The organism is Methylomonas koyamae, from assembly GCF_006483455.1.
GTDB classification, from domain to species: Bacteria; Pseudomonadota; Gammaproteobacteria; order Methylococcales; family Methylomonadaceae; genus Methylomonas; species Methylomonas koyamae_B.
Genome location: NZ_PPPU01000013.1, coordinates 76928 through 98543, shown reverse-complemented (window position 1 = coordinate 98543; position 21616 = coordinate 76928). Strand labels below are relative to the sequence as shown.

Here is a 21616-nt window from a genome sequence, read left to right as displayed (position 1 = left end):
AGTCATGCTACATGAATATCAATACCCTACTTATCTAGTATTTCTTTTGGTGCCATGTCCGGTACCGGACATCAACGTCATGCCGAACTCTTGAATAACGCACAGTAACCTCTACTTGTCTTACTACCGTAGTAGCACTACATAAAAAATGTCCAATTTCAACTCAGATGTACCCCTGCTAAATTTTAGGACCTTCAACCTCCAAGAGACAATTTCCCGCAAAGTTAGGCGATATCAACTACTTATTCCATAGTAGTACGACATAAAAGTAGAGTTGGGGCGAGATCGAATTCGTTGCAAATTGGTTCTGTTTGATCCTCTTAACTTCGCATTTTTTTGTTGGTACGATTTAATCAGTATAGATACCTTCTGTCCGGCACCGGACATTTTAACTAAGGATCACAACAAATCTCCGTAGTATTGCTACATATAAGAAATAATGAATATTCTAAATTAAAGCTCAGGTAACCTCTGATGAGTGCTCTATTCGTGAAGAATTAAGCTGTAACCCATTGATTTAACTAGTACTCTAATTTGAGATATCGAATTTTCGTAGGACCCAATTTCTACTTTGTCTCCGTAGTGTCGCTACATTAAGATACTTTCTAACCCCTTCAATTGAGCTCAATTTGCTCCTATGTGAATTAAAATCAACAAGATACGTACTCAATAGAGGTCGATGAAGTATAAAATTTCAATTTCTTTCTCCGTAGTAGGACTACATGAAGGATATGCTTAATTAGCAGGCTGTTGAAAAACTGGTTGATAGACGTTTGCGCAGTGACAAAATTGACTACATATTGTTGACTGTTGCAAAGAAGGCCACTAGATATAGAGTCCCTAAAGTGCCAAAGATACAAATTCAACAGCCTGCTAACCCAAACTTAACGAGCCTTTATTTCACCGTAGTTTCAGTACACGAAGAAAGCAACTGAGCAAAATCGGCAAGTGACCTCTTCTAGTTGATAAGATTTTCACCCATACAAGGATCGAAAATCAGAATTCTACATTGGTTGCCTTCGGTACCCCTAGCCATCAGCGTCAATTCGACTTTGACCCCGCAGGTGGATTAAAGCATTGTATCTCGCACCACATCGACGATGTTTGGCGAGCCCCTAGTTTTCACAACCGAAAGTCCGCCCTGTGCTATTCCTTTCAGAATTTACTTTAACTTCACTCGCTCTCGCTTTGCTTTCCTGACAAATTAGTGAAACTGGTGGCCAATTAGAGTGCTTCCGCCATCTTTATAGGTACTGCTTTAAGCGACAGTTAATATGCCGCGTAGTGTGTATGGAAGGGCTGCAGGTCCATAAACTGTTCAAGGAACTGGGAAAGCGCGTTAGGGCCAGACACGGCCACCCGAAATCAATGCTGGTATGAGTTCCAGCGACAATTGAGCAAACTCGCTTGGTATACCGGACAGTTCAGAGTTACTCTACGCAAAAAACCGCTGGAATTATTCACGTTGGGCCCGTGTCGCCAAAGAGAATGGGCGAACTCAAGCGCAATTAAGGTATGTGAAATGAGTTTGAGAGAAATCGCGTATCTGGTCGGCGCAATCAATGCACTACGGGTACAGACATGGCGGATTAGCTTGTGCGGAGATTTCACGTGCGATTAGGGTCTTAAGCCAAGAACCCACAGTAGTGCTCAGGCTGTCGCAGCCGGAGTGCCAAGAGATGCTCTTTGCTTCAGGCAGGTGACGAGGTCAAATTTGGGTAGAAATTTAAGAAATTCTTAAGTCAAAATTTTGTCCGGTACCGGACACTTCTAGAGTTGATAACGTTCTTACTCAGTATTACGAATAAATGGAGTATCTGCTATGTGCATTCAAAATTGTCCGAGAGTACCGAATGGATGGTCGCGGGAGCTTTGAAACATATAACGTATGCCCTGCTCTGTTCTGTTTGAAGTTAACGAGGGATTTAACGTTTGGCAGATTCAGAAATTTTATGACTAGAGCAGTCCTTAAAGAGTGAATACCACCATCCAACCTATTCTTATATAGATGGGCAAAGCCTAAGCCATATCCATCACAAAGAGATCCTCTTCAGGTCGGAAAAACTAAATATTCGTTCATTTAATTCTTCCGCCGCCTTGAAAATTCAAGGACAAAAGGTTCACTTCTTCCTGTGCCGTGTATGACAAAATCGCACCAATCAAACTGGTCACGAAGTTGCTTTAATACTGCTTCCATACGCGGCCGTAAACGGGAACGATCACCATGCCAATGGATCACATCCGCTATGTATTCAAGTTCTTTTTTATAATAGTTACCTTGGGTGCAAAGAAAACGATAAAGTGCCCTACCGTTTGCTGAAGATATCTGCCGGCGCATTTTCCAGTTATGAAAGGTCGCCTGTTCCCTAAGCCACTTAACCATAAGCGGTGAGAATTGAGCAAATATCAACCCGTCTTCTTCATAAGCACGCCATTGAATATCGACTAGTCTGATCGTTTGGCCATCCCAACTTTCTCCAAGGTATAAATCCTTTTTTCGTGTTTCCAGTTCGATGCTGACGTGGGCAAGCCTTCTTATTGATTCAATAGTTGCTTTGTAATTCAGACCCGAATCATTGATACCAAGTTCTTTATTGATCTGTCCTACTGTTGCGATCATAACCTGGACAGTTAGGTTTCCCCGCTCATCGTTTAGCCATGATGAATCGTTAAGAGGAACTGGTAATTTTGATCCCTGCCCAATTAAGCGCCTACCCGATAACTGAAGCATTGCGAATAAAACATCTTCGTCCTCGATAGTCACTGGTGGTCCAAAACGTCTGCCCCGACCAAATGGCGTTTCAAACGCAAATGCCAAATCTTTATCAAGCATGTTGCGCTGACAACGTGCTGGAATGGGAACAAAAATTGGTAAACGCGCTAAAAGGGTTGGGATGGCATTCGTATCTGAAACAGATAATGAAGTGAATAAACCTAATTGCTCTGCTTCTAGTAAACGTGCATCAGCAGCCTTCACTAACTTTCTACCGATCCCCTTTATTTTTTTTCGATTTTCAACAGGCAGCATAGGTGTAGCTTCTTTGACTATTGTGTTCATCGTCACTAAATCAATTGCCTGTTCTTTTTCAGCGTCGAATAAATCCTTTTGCCGTTGTTTCGACTCCGCATTTCGCTTAGCAAGGAATTTGTCCATTTTTGATTGCGAAGCTGCCATTCATAACTCCAATATAGGTCTCAAACGGTATATCTAGTAACAAGTATGATCGTAAAATACTAATTGGTCAATGTACAATACACTAAGCAGTGTGGTACTATCAAGCGTATAGTACAGTTAGGAATAGAACTGTCCGGTACCGGACACTTAGGAATCGACTCTAAAAAATAGGGTGAAAGCAAAATGGCAGCAGAACAGATCACAACTATACCGGATTACGCAAAACTGAAAGTACTCACAATCGGTAATCATAAAGGTGGAGTAGCAAAGACAACTTTGTCAAAGTTGTTGACAGAGTACAGCGTCCGTGAAGGGAAACGAGTGCTGGGCATTGACATTGATCCACAATGCAATTTCTCCGCAAGGTTTGTACAGATGACAGAAGACGGCGGTACGCCACCTTTTCATCCAAATTTTGATCCTAAGGATCCGACATGGGACGAATTACCATATGCACCACCAGGATATTGGTCCATCGCGGAATTTTTCAGATTAGGATACGCAGAACCTTATCCCACAGATCACCCTACTCTAAGTTTTATCCCATCACACAAAAGAGAATTGACATCCTTTCTCGAGCAAGTTGAGAGGAATAGTATTCAAGAAGCCGTTGTGGAGCATATGAGGGCTATGTTGTCGATGGAGTATTACCAAGACGAGTTCGATCTCGTCATTATCGATACCCCACCCCAAACCTCCGCATTAACAGCATCAGCAGCTCGTGCAGCCACCCACTTATTAATACCGACAGAAATGCAAGAAGATTCCGTTGCCGGCATGGCTGATATGGCACAACTATGGCAAGCAGAGAATCAGGTGCGAGATACCAATAAATTACAATTGATTGGTATCCTGGCAACAAAATACGATCCACAGTCAGCTGCCCAAAGAAAAACAATGGAACAGCTAATTCAGAATGAAGTATTAGGGGACAAGTTAATTAACCCACCTATGCGTTATTTACAGACATATGCTAATAGTTCTTCAACCTTTGCGAACCCGCGATCACTCTTTGAGATGCACGAAAATACACCTGCTCGAAATGAGGCAGAACAATTTTGCAAAGTAATTTTTGAGAGGATCTTCCAATGACCGAAGAAGGACTACCCAGAAAGCCAGGGCTTTTAAAGAGAAATGCAGTAGGCGTACAACCTGGTACGATCTCAAAAGTCGCCGCGCAAATTGCGGCAGCTGAAAATGCAAAACAGCAAGAATACGAATTACGGCAAGTACCGCTGGCAGATATTCAGCTATGGGAAGATCAGCCAAGGACATTTCATTTAACGCTCAGTGACATATATCGTGGATATATCCAAGAGGATGATCCGTATCGAATGAACAAAACCGAGGAATTAGAAGGGATTATCACTTTGGCAATGAGCTTAAAGGAATTTGGTTTGCTTAATCCACCAATTGCATTTGCATTGCCTGGAAAACACGTTCAGTTAATGGGTGGGCAACGTCGAACGATGGCTGCTATTTTTGGTCTATTTCACCTGGAAACCATCATAGATGAGCAGGAGAATAGGGTCCATGAGTTGACAATCAATCCGGAACCGGATTTAACCCTCTTGCATGTTGAACGAATTACCGTAAAAGTATTTTTACGTAAACCACAAGCACAAACGGTAGAACGCCTGGGTATCATCGATAATGTTCAACGCGATGATTTATCAATTGGTGACAAATTACGATGGCTAATAAAGTTCTCAGCGCATCAAGAAGAGAAAGGAAGGGCGGTCCGGTGGCGTGATTTGGTTGATACCTTAGGACTTTCGAGATCACAAGCTTATGAGTGGATGAACGTAGTCCAAACGCGAAATGATGAATACGTTAGACAGGTCATCCAATTCGTTATTGAGGGAAACGCATCGTTTGCCAGGTTACTGGAATTAGCTAAAGCGGACTCTCACCAACGAGCTCATCAATTTCGCCAATGGTTTGGTGAAAGAGGAGGGCGTGGCAATACGGCAAAGGTTTCCCTGGGGCACACGACAAATCTAAATGCTCTGAAATCGTTGGTTCTAGCTAACGTCGACGACGATCATTTGGAAGAGTTCAAGGCTCTAAACTGGGATGATCCTAAAAGTGTAAAGAAAGCCTTTGCAAGATTTTTAGACTATTGGATAGAAAAAAATGGCTGATGTTCGTCCCCAGGGTATCAAGGCAAATGCATCAATTAGGAAAGTCACTGTAAAGCTACCAGCGACTCTTAAATTGTCGTTACCAGCCAAGATATTGGCAGATGGTTATAACATGCGCCAGAAAAGTAAATGGGTTGTCGAAGCAATACAATCCTTATTAGCAAAGAATGGATGGGAAGGGGCTTTGCTTTCCGAATTGGTTGTCAAACCAAATTCACAAGATGTATTCAGTATTCCAGACGAATTAGTTGCAAAAATCAATATGGAAGCTCATCGAGTAGCATTGCAGAATCCCAGTCTTAATGCCAATCAATCTACAATTATTCGGGCGGCCATTAACAGGCGGTTAATAGGCTTTTTCCAAAAGCCTGAATGACTATGGATTGAGTTTCTTCCGAAACATTCGTTTACCAGAAGATCGGCGATAAGTGTAGGTGATGAAGTGCATTGCTTTATTCTAGATCAAGTCAGTTGAGCTACTTGGCAGAGGGGATGTATTAAGGTTATTAGAAATAACTATAGAACCCTATTATCTTCGCAAAGGAGTAGGGCATGGCCATCGTTGCAAACCACCCGCGAATATCGACCATAGTCGGTATTCCCAAATAAATTCAAGCATTCGTATGCAGGCCGCGTTGTCGTGTTCGCGTTCGGTCACATCGAGCCAAATGTTTTCCAGGCTTTGGCCGAGGTCTTGGTGCCGCGATTCCGCCATCTCCACGAATGCTTAAGGAGGCTGCCATGCTTGTGCGAGCACGTAGGGCTGTAATGAAAAGTAGTGATTAGTTGACTGGTAGGCGATCTGTAGACAGCGTCTATATCACTTGCTCGAAAGAAGTGAAGATAGTGTCCACTTATAATCAGGTGGACACTTATGAAGGAGCACACTACTCGCTTATCGCGCCCATTGATTGCAGGACACGGGCGAGATGGCCGATGTCTTTATGATCCGGAAGCGAAACGGGAACTGGTCCGAATCTGTTTGCAACCGGGACTATCGGTTGCCAAGATCGCGCTAGAACACGGCATCAATGCCAATCTGCTGCGTAAATGGATAGGCTTATACCAAGAAGCAGGCGCCTCTGTCCGGCACGGCACATTAGCGTTGCCGACCTTTCCGCCAACATCGCGCAACTGGCAGGATTGAGTACACGAACTTCGAGCGCTCAGCCTAATAAATGGAAAAAGCAGGGAATGAATTTTGCGATAAACCATGGCGGCGTCGATTATTTTCCGGATTACAGGCTGGACAGTGCGGGAGGCTTGCCGCCAATAAAAGTCATGGCCAAGATCATTGGAATCTTTAAAGGCCACAGGAACAGCATACTGGATTCACACGGACAACAGCTTTTTGAGGGCAATCGACCTCAGAATTTGTTGGCCTCGGCGCCGGAGCGGGTGGCCGAGGCTGCCATGGACGAGGTTCAGGAACTGGCGCATAGTTAAAGGATGAGCTTCTCCGTTACCTGTCGATGAGGAAAAGTTTTCGCACCCAGTCCACCACATCAGCTTCATGTTACGGTCATCTCGCTTACGAAGAGTGAGGTTTTCCACAGGCTCCATCTAAGCGCCAATCCGATCCGAGCATACATGGGAATGTGCGTTTTAGTCCTATTCAAGATAAATTGTGTAAACCTTTCCCGCGCTGTAAGGTGGGACGGCGATGAAATGTGCTTGCATAGAGAGAGTGTTTCACGATGTCCCTTACACAGCAGGTTTTAAGAACTTCGAAAATGGCAAGTTAGTTGACCAGGTTCATTCAACTGTTATGGTCAATCAGTAGTTTCAACTCATCGATACCGAGAAGGACCAATATCCGGCCACAGCAAGTGGGCCGAGGTCTTCCATCATCACTGTCCACAAATCCAAGGGCTGTGCCGAATATCCAGGCAAGACGATTCCACACGCGCTGTCGTGGATTTTGGTAACTGCATTCCTATTAAGTCGGAAAGGAATTCACGCAGCTTGTTGGGCGACGCCGAAGCTTACGACACACTTTTCGGATTAGCCGATCGAATAGGTGTCAATATCAAAACCTAATGCAGCACCGCTCTCTGGCCCCGTGCGGCTTGCGGCGACATATTTGACGGACTGTCATGAAATAGGCAGGGGGCCAGATAAGAGGGCTTTCGCATTTATTCGGAGTAACCGGAGCTAGATTGGTCGTTAAAACGGGGGAGGGCCGCAGAATTCTTTTGATATTCACTTGGTTATAAGACTACACAAATATATCAAGGTTTAATGCGGCTACTGCTGATAAGGATAATAATCAGTAGTTGTTCTTCGTAATAGTAAATTATTTCAGTGAAACACTGAATAAATTATTTTGTATTTATGTCTACAAACGTACGGAAGCCAGAGCAACCGCGGGAATCAGCCAATCACGCGTGCTTGAGCGAAAGACGGGCTTGCTGAGTCAAAATTGGGACGGACGGTACACAACTGCAGTAAACCAAAACCGCCAAAATTAAGGAGATAGGCCACGGCGTATGTGTAGCGGCTTGCAATCGACAACCCGCAAACCTGAAATTAGAGCATTTTTTGACCGGAATTAGCTGCAACTGATGGAGTCGGAAGGTTTGGTTTATATAAATTCAATATCAGGACCCTTAGGTAATTTATTGGGGAATGGCGTTGTCCAAGGACAGCAACTCTCCTTTTCCTATCAATCACAAATGCCTTCAAGGGGGGCTGTGTTGTCGCAGTCGCCGTCAGCGCGGATCACTTCGAAGGACGTTGTTCGGATTCCGTGATCGGGAAATATGCCGTGAAAGCAACTAAATTCGTGAGTCAGTAAAATTCAGATCGGACTGAGTACGGACGCGATGATTGAACGGCTTCCACCATGGGGGTATGCTCCACCAACTGCCGCTCCGAGCGGATGGAAAATAGCACTTGCAACAAACTCGCCCGCAGTAGGCGTTCCGGCGGAATGGAATCTCGACCGCGACGGGCGTAGAGCGCGTCGAACTCGTCGTTGAGCGTGGCGAGTAACAGGTCGACGACTTTGCGCAGCTTGCGCAAGGGGTGCTTCTTCGGAATTCGGCTTTCCAGGGTTCGGTAACTGAACAGGTCTTCTTGAGTGATGTCGGCGCCGCGCATGGGGACAATACAATATATTGGAGATAGCTGCGGTCGTGATGATGGTACAGGAATAGAGCGTTTTTGCTTCGTGCTCCCAATGTTCCCAAAGCCCAGCAAAGGCAAATAACTGATTGTCTTGGCGGTGAATATGAAAGGCTTGTTTGTGCTATTCCAATTTCTGCCACTCATAAAATCCGTTTGCGACAATTAAGCAACGGCGTTTATGGAAGGCTGCGCGAAAACTGGGTTTTTCTCTGATGGCTTCCGCACGGGCGTTGATCAGGTGATGGCTGTTTTTATCATCCTTAGACCATGACGGCACTAAGCCCCAAAACAGGTTTACCGATTTCAACGATTGGTCGTCTAGCTCAACGATGCACAGGATCTTTTGCGCAGGTGTAATGTTGTAGCTGGGTTGAAAGCGCGGCAAACGTGGCAACTGAAAATGTTCAGCTATGCTTTCCGGCGTTGCCGTGAGGTTGTAGCGACCGCACATATTGACAACCCTCAATATGTAGCCTACAAATCTATTTCTCGTTACGTCGACATTTTTGCGCGTGAAGGTTCTAAGTTTCGTAAGCGTCTGGCGATGATCGGGTCATATCAGATTTTTAGAATGACAATAGCAAGGCCTGGTGTTTCAAGCGATGGTCAAGGGTTGGCTTTGCGTATCCAATAAATTTGTCTGCCAATCAATAACTCACCTTAAACGTCGGACTATCCTCGGGCCGAGTTTTCCGGTGATCGTAAATGCGCGTTGTTGAGATATTGGCGTGGCCCAGCCATTCCTGAACCTTAGCTATGTCGGCCTGGTGATCAAGGGCATTCGTGGCCGCCGTCGCCCGCAGCGAATGCGCTCCGATTTCAAAGCCAAGCTGTGCTGAATAGGTCCGCACGATCTTATAGACGCCATCGGCGGTGATCGACTTGCCGCCATTGTCTTTCGTGTTGTGACTGACTGGTCGAAACAGGGCGCCGTTTTCATCTCCTGCATGTCCGGCTAGTTCAAGATAGTCATGCACCAGGGCGCTTGCCGCAGGGTGCAGCGGCACATAGCGGGTTTTGCCGCCTTTGCCGGAGACTTTTAAATGCGGCACGCCGCGTCGCTCATGTTTGAAGTCTTTAACCTTGAGCTTGCACAGCTCGTCACGGCGCAGGGCGTGATAGAGCAGTGTCGCCAGGATAGCCCGGTCTCGCTTGTTTTTTAGCGTATCGCCTTCTGGAGCATCCAACAGTTCGCGGGCTTGGTGGTCGCCCAGTGCCGGTGTCCGGCCTTCGCCGCTATCGACTTTGGGTCGTTTGACACCTTTAACCGGGTTATGAATCACTGCGTTTTTGTCGCACAGATAATCAAACAGCGAGGACAAGGCCGATAACCGGTGCCGAATGGTGGTACCGTTCAAAACCCGGTTACCCAAATCATCCCGCCAGGCGATGACATGCGCTCGGGCCACGTCGCGGAATTCTTCCGGTCGTTGGATGCCAGTGAAACGCATGAAGTCTTCAACGGCATTTTGGTACGCGCGGCGGGTTTGCGGATTGGTCAGGTTGGCGAACCACTCGACCTCGGGCGGTACGTCGGACAGCCGGCGGAAGTCTTCGGCGGTCAGGAGCCGGTTGCTGGTGGAGGAAAGCGTGATCGCTTTATCGGGCCGGTCCATCAAGCCTCCCGCTTTTCCTTGCTATGCCAAACCCGAATAATGACGACAGTATCGCCATTAATCCGGTAACGCAGAACATAGGCGCCGGCGCCGAACGGCAAAAAGAGTTCTCGACGCTCCGATCCATCATTCATGGGGCGTCCAATCTGGGGGAAGCCAGCAAGAGCGCTGGCCCCATCGCGTAACGTTTGCCCGGCGCGCGCGGCAGCCTTTGGATTCTTTTCTTGAAGGAATGCCCGCAAGCGCTCGACATCCATCAAGGCGTCGGGAAGCCAGACTATTTGGGACACGATAGCTCACTTTCGCTTCCCCAGGATGAGAGCCAGGCATCGACGGCTTCATTTGGTATGGCATGGCCGGTTTGTTGGTATTTCTGCCAACGCTCCATGTCTTCGCGCTTTTCACGCTCATACGCTTCTTCGCGTTCGACATATTCCTCGATGGCGGCCTTCATCAGCCAGTGAGGCGTTCGGTCTTTGGCCTGGCTCAGTAGCTTCAGTCGAGCATGAAGAGTCTCGTCCAGCTTGATGCCGGTGCTGATGGTCTTTGATAGTGTGTCAGTTTGTTTCATGGTGGCACCTCATGCCACTTATTTACACTGAGTAACAACAAGTGTCAATGTTGCTCAGCTCACGGGATTTTTGTCGGTATATTACTATTGATAAAATACGTTATCAATAGTAAATGGGTTCGAATTTGGTCGAGATAAGAGGCCGGATTTTACTGGACGGCTTTGGCAAAATTTGCCATGATCGAAGGCAGAGTCCATTAATGAGGTCGACCCATGGCGAGCATTTGGACGATATGGAGGCCACTATCACCCGGCAAGGCTATGGTCTACGGGAATTGGTGCAGAACTTCGACGCCAAACCTGCTGAAATCAAAGCGCTGTTCGCTAACCAACTTGATCCGGTTCGTGCCAGCGAGTTACTGGATCGCATGCGCTTGGCTGGATTACCGATCTGAATTCGCTAGGGTTTCAGTTGCAAATAATCCTGGTTTACGGCGGATGATTGCAGGTTTGCGACAACGATTGCAGGTTCAGTTGCAAATAATCTCGGTTTGAGCGCCCGTCAGTTGCAGTTAATTCCGGTCGAAAATTGCGCTGATTGCTGGTTTGTGGGTTTTCGATTGCAAGCCGCTACAATTAGACGTTGTCTATACCTTTTATCCTGCATCTGAGTTTATTAAAGACATGAAAGCATCTAATAAGAGGTTACAACTTCAATCTGGCGGTCAGACAACTACAGCCGTTAATAAGTAGGTTTAGGGGGCGGGATAATTTCCTAACCATAAACCAGAAATTACAGGTAGGAATAAGGGGCGAGTAACCTTGTTTTTCGGTAGGTATAGGGAGCGGAATGCAGTAGGTTTAGGGGGCGGACATCAATTCTTTATAAAGTTCACTGCAATTCAAATAGCCATTCAAGTAGGTATAGGGGGCATGTTGCCTAGGTCTCCGGTAGGTATAAGGGGCGGGTTAATTTTTTTCCGGTAGGTATAAGGGGCGACATAGGTAGGTTTAGCAGGTTGGTGAAAAACTCTTTTTTGGCTTTGAATGACTCTATATTTAGTGGCGATGAAGCTGCTTTCCTACTAAATGCTGGTTCGATTGAGCAAAATTAGCGTCTCAAATATGGTTTTTCACCAACCTGTTAGGGGGCAGGAAGTTTGGTTTTATATATTTTTGCACACTCCTAGGTAGGAATAGGGGGCATATGAGTTTTCCATCTTATTGTTTTTTATAGGTTATTTCAATTTTTTACCGGCCTTATTCTTCTAATCTTAATTAATCTTTTAATTAATCGTAAATGAGCAATTCAACAAATACGATCAGGCAAGAATGCCTACAACCGTTCAGTCCTTCCTGGACAGTACCAACCGGCCAAGAAGTTGCCGAAGCTTTAAAACTTGCCGGATTTAGCTGTAGTGTCGCTGCAAAGGAACTTAACCTAAAAAAGAATGGCGCTAGAACAATTCGAAAGTGGATGAACAATGAAACGAACATACCTCATAAGCTGTGGATTCAGCTGTGTCATCACGCTGGACTTATTAGATGAAAAAAGCAACCAATAGGTCTAAAACCAGTAGTACTTCTGTGCATTGTATATACCTTTGAGAAATGCATATTCTGTGTTACGTTTCACAACAATAACTCTAGTATTTTGATATGGAGAAAACGTAATGAGGCAACTCAGCTTAATCATCAGACAAGTCTTATTGATAGTTACATGTACAGTTCTATTTATTTCATCACCCGTTCATGCGGCATCCACAACCTACAGCGCAACCGTCAACACGTCATTATTTGCTAATACAGACGCGTTGATTGCTTTTGACTTAATTCCTGGCGATAGCCCCACTCTTAATACGGTTATCATTTTTGACTTTCTTACTGACGGCTCAATATCATCAGGGACAGCTATGCTTAGTGGGGATGCAACAGGTGATTTAACAAGTAACGCATTCCTTCAGAATACGTCGTTTTTTAACGAAATCATACAGCCTATCTCTTTGGGGAATTCGATTACATTTTACCTAACAGTTACACAAGAGTTTTCAGGTTCAATTCCTGACGCTCTATCATTATTTTTACTTGATAAGTCATATATGCCATTGTTCAATACCAGTGATCCAACTGGAGCGGATTCTCTATTTTTGTTGAATATAGACGGCACATCAACTGGAAACCTGAGTGTATATGCAGCAAATCCTAACACCATCAATCAAGTCACTTGGTCAATCCAACAAATAAACCCTAATACTAATACAGTGTCAGAGCCTCCTATATTATGGTTGGTGGTTATTGGTATTTTTATTATTTACATTATTAATATAAAATATAAAAAACTTATTTTTGATTAAAAAATATTATAAAAATAGTAAATTTTATAATCACTTAGGTGTTCGACATATAAAATAATGAGAGGTCGATTATGGGACGTGTCATACTATTATTGATAGCAATATTAAGTTGGTCGAGCCTAAGCTTCGCGACTGTTCAAAAAATACCAATTGACGTGACAGGTCAGATGCAGATTATGAAATCTGGGTTTGTGCTCAATAGAACAACTAAGACTTATAATTCTACACTAACCATTACTAATACAACCATACCAGTACAAGGCCCTTTAGCAATTTCAATAACAGGCTTACCAGCTGGAGTTACACTAGCTAATGCCACTGCAACAGATGCTAATGGGAATCCTCAAATTAGTGTAAATGTTACAAATGGAACTTTGGCTCCTTCAGCCGTTGTTAATAATATTATTTTGGCATTCAATAATCCTAATAATAAGGCCATTAATTATTCGGTACAAATTTTTGCATATATAACTCCATCCATAACCTCTGACCAAGTTACTACCATAATTGATAGCGCCGGTGGTGATATAACATTGCCTGGAGTGGCTACACTTCATATTCCGCCCAATACATTCTCAAATAATGCAATACAAATTTCAAAAGTTTCATCGCCTATTCTGACAAATCTTATAAATAATTTGCCTGGCTATAAACCATATAATATTACGCAGCTGAGAATTAAATCATCAACACCTTTAGGACAGCCAGTACAACTAATTCAGTCACTTCCAACAAATATCGCAACATCACCTAACGTTTTTAAATACGCGTCATATATCAAAGTAGACAATGATGAGGGTGACATCATCGATACTTTAGAGCTTTTAGAAGCAAATGTTTGCGGAAATCAGGATGCAGTATGCTCAACTCTTGACCCATCAGCATTTTCACCTGTCCCATTTGATCCTAACGATCCGATCATTGAAATAGCCCTAGTCACAAAATTACCAAACAGCTCAGATAAAATTAGAGAATTATTAAACGTTCCACAATACAGCATCAAACCAGATGCTAGTGCCGCCATCGATATAAGCTCCTCTAATACGATTAATTTCCAAGCAAGCCTTTCAATGCAAAATGGTGGAACATCTTTTGCGTTCGATGCAAGAACTCCACTGCCACAGATGAACGTAAGTGCTTTTGATCTATTTGTTAGTGGGTATCAGTTATTGCGAAAAGCCACTAACACAGCGCATAAAGGTGTGGATTTAGCAGTTATAACTGGAACACCAGTATATAGTGTTGAAGGAAATAACACGACAGTACTTAACGATGGTCAAGAAAGTGCAATAAAATGTGGCGAACATGGAAAGACAATAGTTCTTAACCATGGTGATGATTTTTATACATACTATCGGCACTTATCTGAAATCATTGCTCATGAGCCTGATTCTGCTCCTGGCGGGACATTAATTGCTAAAAGTGGAGCAACAGCAACTTGCAATAAACCCCATTTACATTTTGAAGTAGGACTGGATGAGCCAGGTGGTTTAGGGATAGTTACACCTATCGATCCTAGACCATTACTTCTAAATGATATGAGTCAATATCTGTTGCCAAGTGATCCAAGCGATAGTCTGCCACTTATTTTGAATGCAGACACTATTTTAAAAAATATTGATAGCGCCAATAAAGGATTAACATTATATTTGAAATTACGTGTTAATGGCAAAGATCAATCCACACTCAACACATTATCAGCAACTGATCTTATACAATTACCTATAAACTGGAGAAAATCAGCAATCGGTGTTAATCAATATGGGTTCTCTGGAGCCAACTTAGAACCACTCCCATCAGGACCAAACGGTTCAATGTTAAGTATAATTTCTTCTGTCGCTCAAATCGACTATAACTCTGGACCTATTTCATTGGGAACAGCTATTGAAAAAGCGGCACAGGGAGTCGGCTCCGTCACTGACATGATTACAAAGAATAAGGTAACAGTTAACCTTGAAATGTGTTCATTCCGATTAAATTATTGTCATAGTTTAGTTGAATGGCAAATTAAAGCTTCTGTTGTCACAGTTGACGCAACAAAAGGAAGCACAGGTAAAGGGACAGTAACATCGACACCAGAAGGAATTACCTGTAAAACTGGTAGCGACCAGAATTGTTCTTCATCATTTTCAAATTCCGGAAGTGTAACTCTGACAGCAAAACCTGACTCTGGATATATCGTTTCAAGCTGGTCAGGCGACTGTGCTTCTCAATCTATTGCGCCAGATGGCAACAGTGGCACGTGTACGATTACTATGGATGGAAAGCCAAAAAATGTTAATGTTTTTTTTAACCCATTAGCAGCAGGAACATATCATCTTATTTTATTTCATTCGGGTAGTGGTTCTGTATGTAAGGATTATTACTTTCAAGCAGGTACTTATCCTGATTGTTTAAAACAAGAAGATCAATATCAATGTACTGAGTATATAACAGGATATTTCGGATTTGTAGTCGATACTTACTCTAAATTAATATCACTAGGATGTAATCCTGATAAAATCAGGCTTTACGGACAATATCCAATTTATGACGCTACTTCTAGCCTTATTCTATATAACGATGGTACTTTTGACATCGAGATGTATGGTGGTGGTCAATTAGTTCAGAGAACTCCTGAGCCAAGTAAGACGCACTGGGAAACATACGGAAGCTCTATATCACTAAAATTTGCTAATGGTTTTACCTCCGGCGCTTATTTGCAAACAAATAATGGCAAACTACAAATAGTTTATGATAGCTATTACCGTCCTTTCATTTTTCAAAAAGATCAATAAAAAATAAAATTATATGTTATGTTTATAAAAATATCCTCTGTTAATTAATGAGGATATTTTTATATGTAGTCGATCCTGAAAAAAGATTCCTGGCTATTGTCTGATTAGCCCTTCGTGATTCTCAGATGCTAAAAGGTAAAGCCTCAGGTCGGTTGCGAAAGATTTGCCATTGCCAGGCGGCGAGTAGTCGCTTGATGGCGACTGGGGTGGTGATGCCGTGTATCCGCAGGGTAAAAAACAGCCTCATCCAGAGGCTGAAATTCCAAGCGACAGCCGCCATCAACACGTTGATGTGGTCGCCGATGACGCCTTTGAAGAAGTTTCTGCTTAAACGAAAGTCGGCTTTGAGATGACCGATGATGGGTTCTATCGCCGCGCGGCGTCGGCAGCGCTTGCGTTTTTTGTCTTGCTGGTAGCGGTTGTCGCGCTTCAAAGGTGGTGCGGGCAAAATGATCTGCGTCTCACCAACGGACTTGGGACCGCGATAGCCTCGATCGCAGACGCCGGCTTTGACAGCCTTGCCGCGACTGGCTTGGCAATGCGCCAGAACCTCTGGCAAGGTTTTACTGTCATGCAGGTTTTGCGCATGGCTGACCACGCCGACGATGACGTTGGAGTTGGCCGTCGCGGCTATCGAGACTTTGTTTCCGTATTCGTAGGGCTTGTGATCCTTGCCTTTGCCGATGCAGTACACATCCGGTTCATGCAATGAATAGATTTTGTCGTGGGCTTTGGGTTGCTGATTCAGTACGCGCTCGTAGAACAGAAACTCTTTCTGGTGCCGCTCGAACAAGGCGTAGCACGGCAAGGTTCTTCGCAGTTCCCGGATTAAGGCATGAGCAATGGTGCGCAGGCGTTTCAAGGCTTTCTTGGCTTTGGCGCGGCGACTGACGTGGCGAAAGTGGCGCAGTTTCAGGCGTAAGTCTTTGACTTCTTTTTGATAGGTGCGGCGTTGTTGAATGCCGTAAGCTTTGGCCAATTTGTTCAGGCGATTGATGATTTTGATCGCCAGTTTGCCGTCAGTCGGATAGGTGATGTTCTTTTCCTGGACGGTGGTGTCGATGTTGATGGTCTCTTCCAGTGCCGCATGCTTCTGCTCCGGGTGAAAGCTTGTTCGATCTAGGACGTTCCCTAGTCATTTATTGAATAATTTTTACTACGATAAGTGCACTTTGCTGTTTCTCTTGGTGCCCAATCCCATGCCCATTAACCCGGACACCAACAGCCAAGCCGCCGAAGGTAGGGGCACAGAAGTTAAAGGTGTAACTTGCCATGGACTGCTGCCATCTAGCAGTGTGTAAACATTCAAATTGCCGTTAGTGCTACCGTCAATATTGAATAGGAATAGTGCGTTGCTACCCGTTGGATCGGTGGTAATAGGGAGTGTGTTGCCTAAACCATCATAGGCAAAAATAGAAAATGCATCCGGTGTGCCTAATGGATCAGGCGCATTTTCAGTAAAGTTCACATTAAATGACAGGTGATTGCCAAAGGTTATACCCTGAGCAAATTCATTGAAAAAGTTCGAAGTCGTATTTAAGGCTACAGTTGATAGTAAGTCGCCTGTTACATCGCCTTGAACTGATGTGGCACCAAGAATGCCATCAGTGGCAAAGGATGTAATTGAACTTAAATTACCGATGGAATTGCCGCCGCTGATGAAGTCGAAATAGATGATTGCGGATTCGCCGAATACCGTAGATGTGTCGATGGAGACATTGAGGTCCGTTGCGTGGGTATTGGTGCTACTTAAAATCCCGAGCAGACAGGCCAAAAAAATCGGCAAGCGGTTAAATCTCTTCATCATATTCTCCTAATCAATATGGCTATGTGCTAGAAATGCAAAAAGGTTATATTTAAGCAAAATTTGTGACGAATTTATCATTTGAGCTCGGTGGCCTCAAACTGTACTACGGTACAGCGTGTATTCAAAAAGGAAAGGAAATACGCCTGCTACTAACAGTGCGGTTGAAGAGGGTCATCAGGACATGTGCGAGTCGAAGCGGCTTTCATTTGCAAGTAAAGTGAGCCTGCGGAAATGAATTACGAGCCGGCACCGATAAATGCAAGCTCATTTGCAGATAATCTGAGCCTAGCGGGATTTTCAGTTGCAGTTAATTTGAGCCGAAATCGGCAATAAATACGAGTCGAACCGTTTTCAAATGCAAGCCATTACACCTATGACTTTTTAAAAGCCAACTACCCGCTGGATAAAAAGAAGTTGGCATTCTTAAAACACGAAACCTTTTACGGTAACGAAATCGTCGCCAACACCCGCCGCATGTGCTTGATGAATATGTTTTTGCATAACATCGGCGAGATCGACGGCAATAGCGCCATTTCATCCAACGATGCCTTGGTGGCGCCACCGGCAGAAGCCGTCGATTACGTGCTGGCTAATCCGCCGTTTGGTAAGAAAAGCAGCATGACTTTTACCAACGAGGAAGGCGAGCAGGAAAAGGACGATCTGACTTATAACCGCCAGGATTTTTGGGCAACCACATCCAACAAGCAGCTTAATTTTGTGCAGCACATTCGCAGCCTGCTGAAAATCAGTGGCCGCGCGGCGGTGGTGGTGCTGGATAACGTGTTGTTCGAAGGCGGCGCCGGCGAGTTGGTGCGCAAAAAGCTGATGCAGAATACCGATCTACACACCATTTTGCGGCTGCCGACCGGCATTTTCTACGCCAACGGCGTCAAGGCGAACGTGCTTTTCTTCGATAACCGCGAGGCCAGCCCCAACCCATGGACCAAGGAAATCTGGTACTACGATTACCGCACCAATATTCATCACACCCTGAAAAAGAAGCCGCTGCGGTTTGAGGATTTGCAGGATTTTATCGCCTGCTACAACCCGGCCAACCGCCACCAGCGCAGCGAAACCTGGCACGAACAAAATAACCCCGAAGGCCGCTGGCGCAAGTTCAGCTATGAGCAAGTTCTGGCGCGGGATAAGACCAGTCTGGACATTTTCTGGCTCAAGGATAAATCGCTGGCCGACCTGGATAATCTGCCGGAACCGGACGACATCGCCGCCGAGATTATCGACAATGTGGAGGCTGGGTTGGCTTGTTTTCGGGAGATTGCCGGGGTGTTGGGTTAATGGTTACCTGACGTCGTGGATAAAAATGCCAGCCATTTCTCAGCTAATGATTTACCCGGCTTGGCATAATCAAAGCTGCAAATGCTGCCAGTATTGCCAAGTAGGGTACCTTCTTTCGCTTTGGCTGCCTCTTTGGTGATTTTGCAGTAGTACCTGAAAGGTGGGCATTTTTAATGGTGTCGCTTGGCAAGTACCGTGGTCATTCCTCAGATTGTGACTTGCATCGTAGCAGCCGAGAGGAATTTGCGGCAACATGCATCTAAAAAATTTAACTTGCCACTACTGCTGGGATCGTTCCAATCGGTTTTCACTTGGTCAGCTTTCAAAGTTAAACTGGACAGCCAGCCCACTACACTTTCCGATGCGATTGAGAGATTGCTATTGATTTTGCGTGAGGAAGATAAACGAACTATCGCGGCAATGACCGAGGAGGATTTGTGTGACCTCCATTTTAGTCTTGGTCTACTGATCCGGAATGCTTGGTTGCATCAGGCGGACAGTTATTTGCTCGCTGCGTGCGGGACTCATTCTTCAGATGAAGCTTCTTGTCGGGTTATCGGCACATTATGGCGGGCGTTACAGCCTTAAGGACGTATTATGGGCATACAAGATCGAGACTATTACTGGGAAAGACATCAGGCGGCATCAAAAGCAAACGTTTCTGACTTCGACAATTTGCGCCGACACCGTCCACCACCGGTAATCCCCCCATTTTGAGCAGAGTCTAAAAGTAGAGGTTAAGCGGCAAGTGCCAATTTTTGTTTGGGCGTCATTCCGCCGATGGCCATATTGGGCCGTTCATGATTGTAGGTCCATAACCAGCGTTCGGCAAAATCCTGAACCTGCCCGATCGATTCAAATAGGTACTGGGCCAGCCATTCGTAGCGCACGGTTCGGTTGTAGCGTTCAACGTAGGCATTCTGTTGCGGGTTGCCCGGTTGGATATAGTCGATCCGAATACCGTGTTGCTCAGCCCACGTTTTTAACGTTTCGCTGATATATTCCGGTCCATTGTCACAGCGGATCGACTCGGGTTTGCCCCGCCATTCAATGATGCGATCCAAGGTGCGGGTGACCCGCAGGGCCGGTAACGAGAAATCCACTTCTATCCCCAAACCTTCCCGATTAAAGTCGTCAATGACATTGAGCAAGCGAAACGCCCGCCCATCAGCGAGTTGGTCATGCATGAAATCCATCGACCAAACGGCGTTGATCCGCTCCGGGACGACCAAGGGCCGCGGTGTTTCCCGCACTAAACGCTTCTTGGGCTTGATCCTCAGGTTAAGTTCCAACGCTCGATAAATCCGATAGACCCGCTTGTGATTCCAGCGAAAGCCTTTCACGTTGCGCAAATACAAGTAACATAATCCAAAGCCCCAGGTGCGGTGGGTGTCGGTCAGGCGTAGCAGCCAGTCGGCAATTTCGGCGTTTTCCGTCGAGAGCTTGGACTGATAGCGATAACCGCTCTGGCTGATACCTAAAGCCGAACACACCAAGCGAAGACTGGCCCGCTTGGCCTGAATCATGAGTTGCGCCATCTCGCGGCGGCAAGATGGCGTTAGACCTTTTTTTCCAGGGCTTCCTTGATGATTTCAGCCTTCAAGCGTTCCTCTGCGTACATTTTCTTCAGCCGCCGGTTTTCGTCTTCCAGTTCTTTCAGGCGCGCCATCAAGGACGCATCCATGCCGCCATATTTGGAACGCCATTTGTAAAACGTCGCGGAACTGATGCCGTGTTCGCGGCAGATCTCCGGTACTGGCGTGCCGGCTTCCGCTTGCTTCAAAATCGACAGAATCTGGCTGTCACTAAATCGTGAGGTCTTCATGTAAAACTTCCTTCGTCTGTTACGAGAAAATTCTACTTTTAAGTGCTGCTTTTTTCAGGGGGGATTACCCACCGACCAACCGGTCTTCTGGGAACTTAAAATACCTCTTAACGCCGGCCATGATACTTTTCAGCCTCTGGTTGGGCACCGATAAGCTTCTAAGGCTGCGAGCCGCACACCATCCAGTATCGCCGACTATTTCAATTCCGACGGGGAACACTCCGGTTGCTATGCCTATTTCTGGGGGGCTTGAAATAGCGGCCGATCGACAAGGACATTTCCGGGGAACCGTGTTGATCAATAATGTGCCGATGCCTTTTTTGATCGATACCGGCGCGACCATGACCTCCATTCCAGCGCGCTTTGCCGATGCCGCTGATCTACCGGTCGGCAGGCCCATTAATAGCAATACCGCGGGTGGACAGGTGATTGATCGGCTGACCCAAATCAATAGCCTGAAAATTGGCAATGCGGAAATCAGAAATCTCGATGCGACGATCAACCAGCATCTGGATGAAGTCTTAGTTGGCATGAACACCTTGAAATATTTCACCATTACCCAAAGCCATAACAGGATGACGCTGGTGGCCAATGGTTCTTCACCGGAACAAATAGTCAGGGCGCCTGTTATGTCCCCGGTCCCAATTCGACCGGCCACACTGGCCGTCGAGCAACCGATTGCAACACCTGAAATTAAGCGAGTGACCAAGGTGAAAAAGACGGTAAATTGCAACGCGCAACAAGTTTGCACGACGACGTATAGCGACCACTAAATGTAACGGCTCGCAATGAAAAATGATCGAACTCAAATATATCGCCGATTTCGGCTCAAATTAAATGCAAATTAGCTTGGATTTATTCGCTCAGGCCATCAATCCATTTCTGTGGGTCCACTTTAACTGCAAATTAAATCAGGCGGAGAGCCAGCCAGTCGACTGGCTGGGTGACAGACTTTTGCTGGACTCATTTGGCAAAGTTTGCC

The 21616-nt window shown here is 45.4% G+C and carries 19 protein-coding genes and 2 pseudogenes; 12 read left to right on the top strand and 9 right to left on the bottom strand.

The genetic code is table 11. The features are described from left to right. Window positions 1-2080: 2080 nt before the first annotated feature. The gene (locus C2U68_RS07635; protein WP_140911891.1) at window positions 2081-3175 is read right to left on the bottom strand and encodes a hypothetical protein; all 1095 of its coding nucleotides are present in this window, start codon (window positions 3173-3175) and stop codon (window positions 2081-2083) included. A gap of 183 nt (window positions 3176-3358) precedes the next feature. Between C2U68_RS07635 and C2U68_RS07630 the strand changes: the two genes are divergently transcribed. From C2U68_RS07630 to C2U68_RS07605, 5 genes are all read left to right on the top strand, one after another. Next, on the top strand, window positions 3359-4267 hold the full coding sequence (locus C2U68_RS07630) for a ParA family protein (RefSeq protein WP_140911890.1): 909 nt from the start codon (window positions 3359-3361) through the stop codon (window positions 4265-4267). Next, window positions 4264-5319 carry a ParB N-terminal domain-containing protein gene (locus tag C2U68_RS07625; RefSeq protein WP_140911889.1) on the top strand — a complete coding sequence of 352 codons (1056 nt, stop codon included), beginning with the start codon at window positions 4264-4266 and terminating at the stop codon, window positions 5317-5319. Before C2U68_RS07630 ends, C2U68_RS07625 begins: the two co-directional genes overlap by 4 nt. After that, the gene (locus tag C2U68_RS07620; RefSeq protein ID WP_096876923.1) at window positions 5312-5695 is read left to right on the top strand and encodes a hypothetical protein; all 384 of its coding nucleotides are present in this window, start codon (window positions 5312-5314) and stop codon (window positions 5693-5695) included. The genes C2U68_RS07625 and C2U68_RS07620 overlap by 8 nt, the downstream gene beginning before the upstream one ends. Before the next feature lie 498 nt (window positions 5696-6193). Then, on the top strand, window positions 6194-6466 hold the full coding sequence (locus C2U68_RS07610; protein WP_140911888.1) for a transposase: 273 nt from the start codon (window positions 6194-6196) through the stop codon (window positions 6464-6466). After that, window positions 6463-6765, top strand: coding sequence for a hypothetical protein (locus C2U68_RS07605; RefSeq protein ID WP_222101884.1), 303 nt, complete (start codon window positions 6463-6465; stop codon window positions 6763-6765). Before C2U68_RS07610 ends, C2U68_RS07605 begins: the two co-directional genes overlap by 4 nt. Before the next feature lie 1410 nt (window positions 6766-8175). Here the strand turns inward: C2U68_RS07605 and C2U68_RS07600 are convergent. Both C2U68_RS07600 and C2U68_RS07595 read right to left on the bottom strand, forming a co-directional pair. Next, window positions 8176-8421: pseudogene (locus C2U68_RS07600) on the bottom strand (transposase); the annotation flags it as partial. A gap of 13 nt (window positions 8422-8434) precedes the next feature. After that, window positions 8435-8899 (bottom strand): annotated as a pseudogene (locus C2U68_RS07595) (SOS response-associated peptidase); the annotation flags it as partial. Here C2U68_RS07595 and C2U68_RS07590 point away from each other — a divergent pair. Then, a complete protein-coding gene (locus C2U68_RS07590; protein ID WP_140911887.1) occupies window positions 8849-9082 on the top strand; it encodes a hypothetical protein in 234 nt (77 codons plus the stop codon). The pseudogene C2U68_RS07595 and the gene C2U68_RS07590 overlap by 51 nt on opposite strands. A gap of 13 nt (window positions 9083-9095) precedes the next feature. Here the strand turns inward: C2U68_RS07590 and C2U68_RS07585 are convergent, their stop codons facing one another. From C2U68_RS07585 to C2U68_RS07575, 3 genes are read right to left on the bottom strand one after another with little or no spacing between them, the layout of a single operon-like run. Continuing rightward, on the bottom strand, window positions 9096-10064 hold the full coding sequence (locus C2U68_RS07585) for a tyrosine-type recombinase/integrase (protein WP_064023795.1): 969 nt from the start codon (window positions 10062-10064) through the stop codon (window positions 9096-9098). Beyond that, complete coding sequence (locus tag C2U68_RS07580; protein WP_222101883.1) at window positions 10064-10321, bottom strand: type II toxin-antitoxin system RelE/ParE family toxin; 258 nt, start codon at window positions 10319-10321, stop codon at window positions 10064-10066. The genes C2U68_RS07585 and C2U68_RS07580 overlap by 1 nt, the downstream gene beginning before the upstream one ends. A gap of 20 nt (window positions 10322-10341) precedes the next feature. After that, window positions 10342-10635 carry a CopG family ribbon-helix-helix protein gene (locus C2U68_RS07575; protein WP_064023797.1) on the bottom strand — a complete coding sequence of 98 codons (294 nt, stop codon included), beginning with the start codon at window positions 10633-10635 and terminating at the stop codon, window positions 10342-10344. 200 nt (window positions 10636-10835) lie between these two features. Between C2U68_RS07575 and C2U68_RS07570 the strand changes: the two genes are divergently transcribed. The 3 genes from C2U68_RS07570 (at window position 10836) to C2U68_RS07555 (ending at window position 15706) form a co-directional block, all read left to right on the top strand. Beyond that, complete coding sequence (locus tag C2U68_RS07570) at window positions 10836-11030, top strand: hypothetical protein (RefSeq protein ID WP_064023798.1); 195 nt, start codon at window positions 10836-10838, stop codon at window positions 11028-11030. Between the two features lie 1218 nt (window positions 11031-12248). Further along, complete coding sequence (locus C2U68_RS07560; RefSeq protein WP_140911885.1) at window positions 12249-12929, top strand: NF038129 family PEP-CTERM protein; 681 nt, start codon at window positions 12249-12251, stop codon at window positions 12927-12929. Between the two features lie 167 nt (window positions 12930-13096). Next, on the top strand, window positions 13097-15706 hold the full coding sequence (locus tag C2U68_RS07555; protein WP_186289533.1) for a peptidoglycan DD-metalloendopeptidase family protein: 2610 nt from the start codon (window positions 13097-13099) through the stop codon (window positions 15704-15706). Between the two features lie 121 nt (window positions 15707-15827). Here the strand turns inward: C2U68_RS07555 and C2U68_RS07550 are convergent, their stop codons facing one another. Then, window positions 15828-16685, bottom strand: coding sequence for a transposase (locus C2U68_RS07550; protein ID WP_222101882.1), 858 nt, complete (start codon window positions 16683-16685; stop codon window positions 15828-15830). Between the two features lie 177 nt (window positions 16686-16862). After that, entirely contained in the window at window positions 16863-17510 is a 648-nt protein-coding gene (locus tag C2U68_RS07545; RefSeq protein WP_186289532.1) for an NF038129 family PEP-CTERM protein, read from the bottom strand. A gap of 417 nt (window positions 17511-17927) precedes the next feature. On the opposite strand from C2U68_RS07545, the gene C2U68_RS07540 reads away from it, so the two are divergent. Further along, window positions 17928-18809, top strand: a complete 882-nt coding sequence (locus C2U68_RS07540) for a class I SAM-dependent DNA methyltransferase (protein WP_260839257.1) — start codon at window positions 17928-17930, stop codon at window positions 18807-18809. A gap of 243 nt (window positions 18810-19052) precedes the next feature. Then, window positions 19053-19397 carry a DUF6794 domain-containing protein gene (locus C2U68_RS07535; protein ID WP_260839256.1) on the top strand — a complete coding sequence of 115 codons (345 nt, stop codon included), beginning with the start codon at window positions 19053-19055 and terminating at the stop codon, window positions 19395-19397. Between the two features lie 149 nt (window positions 19398-19546). Here the strand turns inward: C2U68_RS07535 and C2U68_RS07525 are convergent. Further along, a protein-coding gene (locus C2U68_RS07525) for an IS3 family transposase (RefSeq protein ID WP_140911882.1) occupies window positions 19547-20634 on the bottom strand; the annotation gives its coding sequence in 2 pieces (ribosomal slippage) (window positions 19547-20370 and window positions 20370-20634; 1089 coding nt in all). Between the two features lie 119 nt (window positions 20635-20753). Here C2U68_RS07525 and C2U68_RS07520 point away from each other — a divergent pair. Then, window positions 20754-21407 carry a TIGR02281 family clan AA aspartic protease gene (locus tag C2U68_RS07520; protein ID WP_140911881.1) on the top strand — a complete coding sequence of 218 codons (654 nt, stop codon included), beginning with the start codon at window positions 20754-20756 and terminating at the stop codon, window positions 21405-21407. Window positions 21408-21616: the final 209 nt, after the last annotated feature.

Excerpts from the sequence above, each read along its gene's own strand:
- C2U68_RS07635 (WP_140911891.1), bottom strand. The coding sequence starts at position 3,175 with ATGGCAGCTTCGCAATCAAAAATGGACAAATTCCTTGCTAAGCGAAAT.
- C2U68_RS07630 (WP_140911890.1), top strand. The coding sequence starts at position 3,359 with ATGGCAGCAGAACAGATCACAACTATACCGGATTACGCAAAACTGAAA.
- C2U68_RS07625 (WP_140911889.1), top strand. The coding sequence starts at position 4,264 with ATGACCGAAGAAGGACTACCCAGAAAGCCAGGGCTTTTAAAGAGAAAT.
- C2U68_RS07620 (WP_096876923.1), top strand. The coding sequence starts at position 5,312 with ATGGCTGATGTTCGTCCCCAGGGTATCAAGGCAAATGCATCAATTAGG.
- C2U68_RS07610 (WP_140911888.1), top strand. The coding sequence starts at position 6,194 with ATGAAGGAGCACACTACTCGCTTATCGCGCCCATTGATTGCAGGACAC.
- C2U68_RS07590 (WP_140911887.1), top strand. The coding sequence starts at position 8,849 with ATGTTCAGCTATGCTTTCCGGCGTTGCCGTGAGGTTGTAGCGACCGCA.
- C2U68_RS07585 (WP_064023795.1), bottom strand. The coding sequence starts at position 10,064 with ATGGACCGGCCCGATAAAGCGATCACGCTTTCCTCCACCAGCAACCGG.
- C2U68_RS07580 (WP_222101883.1), bottom strand. The coding sequence starts at position 10,321 with ATGGATGTCGAGCGCTTGCGGGCATTCCTTCAAGAAAAGAATCCAAAG.
- C2U68_RS07575 (WP_064023797.1), bottom strand. The coding sequence starts at position 10,635 with ATGAAACAAACTGACACACTATCAAAGACCATCAGCACCGGCATCAAG.
- C2U68_RS07570 (WP_064023798.1), top strand. The coding sequence starts at position 10,836 with ATGAGGTCGACCCATGGCGAGCATTTGGACGATATGGAGGCCACTATC.
- C2U68_RS07560 (WP_140911885.1), top strand. The coding sequence starts at position 12,249 with ATGAGGCAACTCAGCTTAATCATCAGACAAGTCTTATTGATAGTTACA.
- C2U68_RS07555 (WP_186289533.1), top strand. The coding sequence starts at position 13,097 with ATGCAGATTATGAAATCTGGGTTTGTGCTCAATAGAACAACTAAGACT.
- C2U68_RS07545 (WP_186289532.1), bottom strand. The coding sequence starts at position 17,510 with ATGAAGAGATTTAACCGCTTGCCGATTTTTTTGGCCTGTCTGCTCGGG.
- C2U68_RS07520 (WP_140911881.1), top strand. The coding sequence starts at position 20,754 with ATGATACTTTTCAGCCTCTGGTTGGGCACCGATAAGCTTCTAAGGCTG.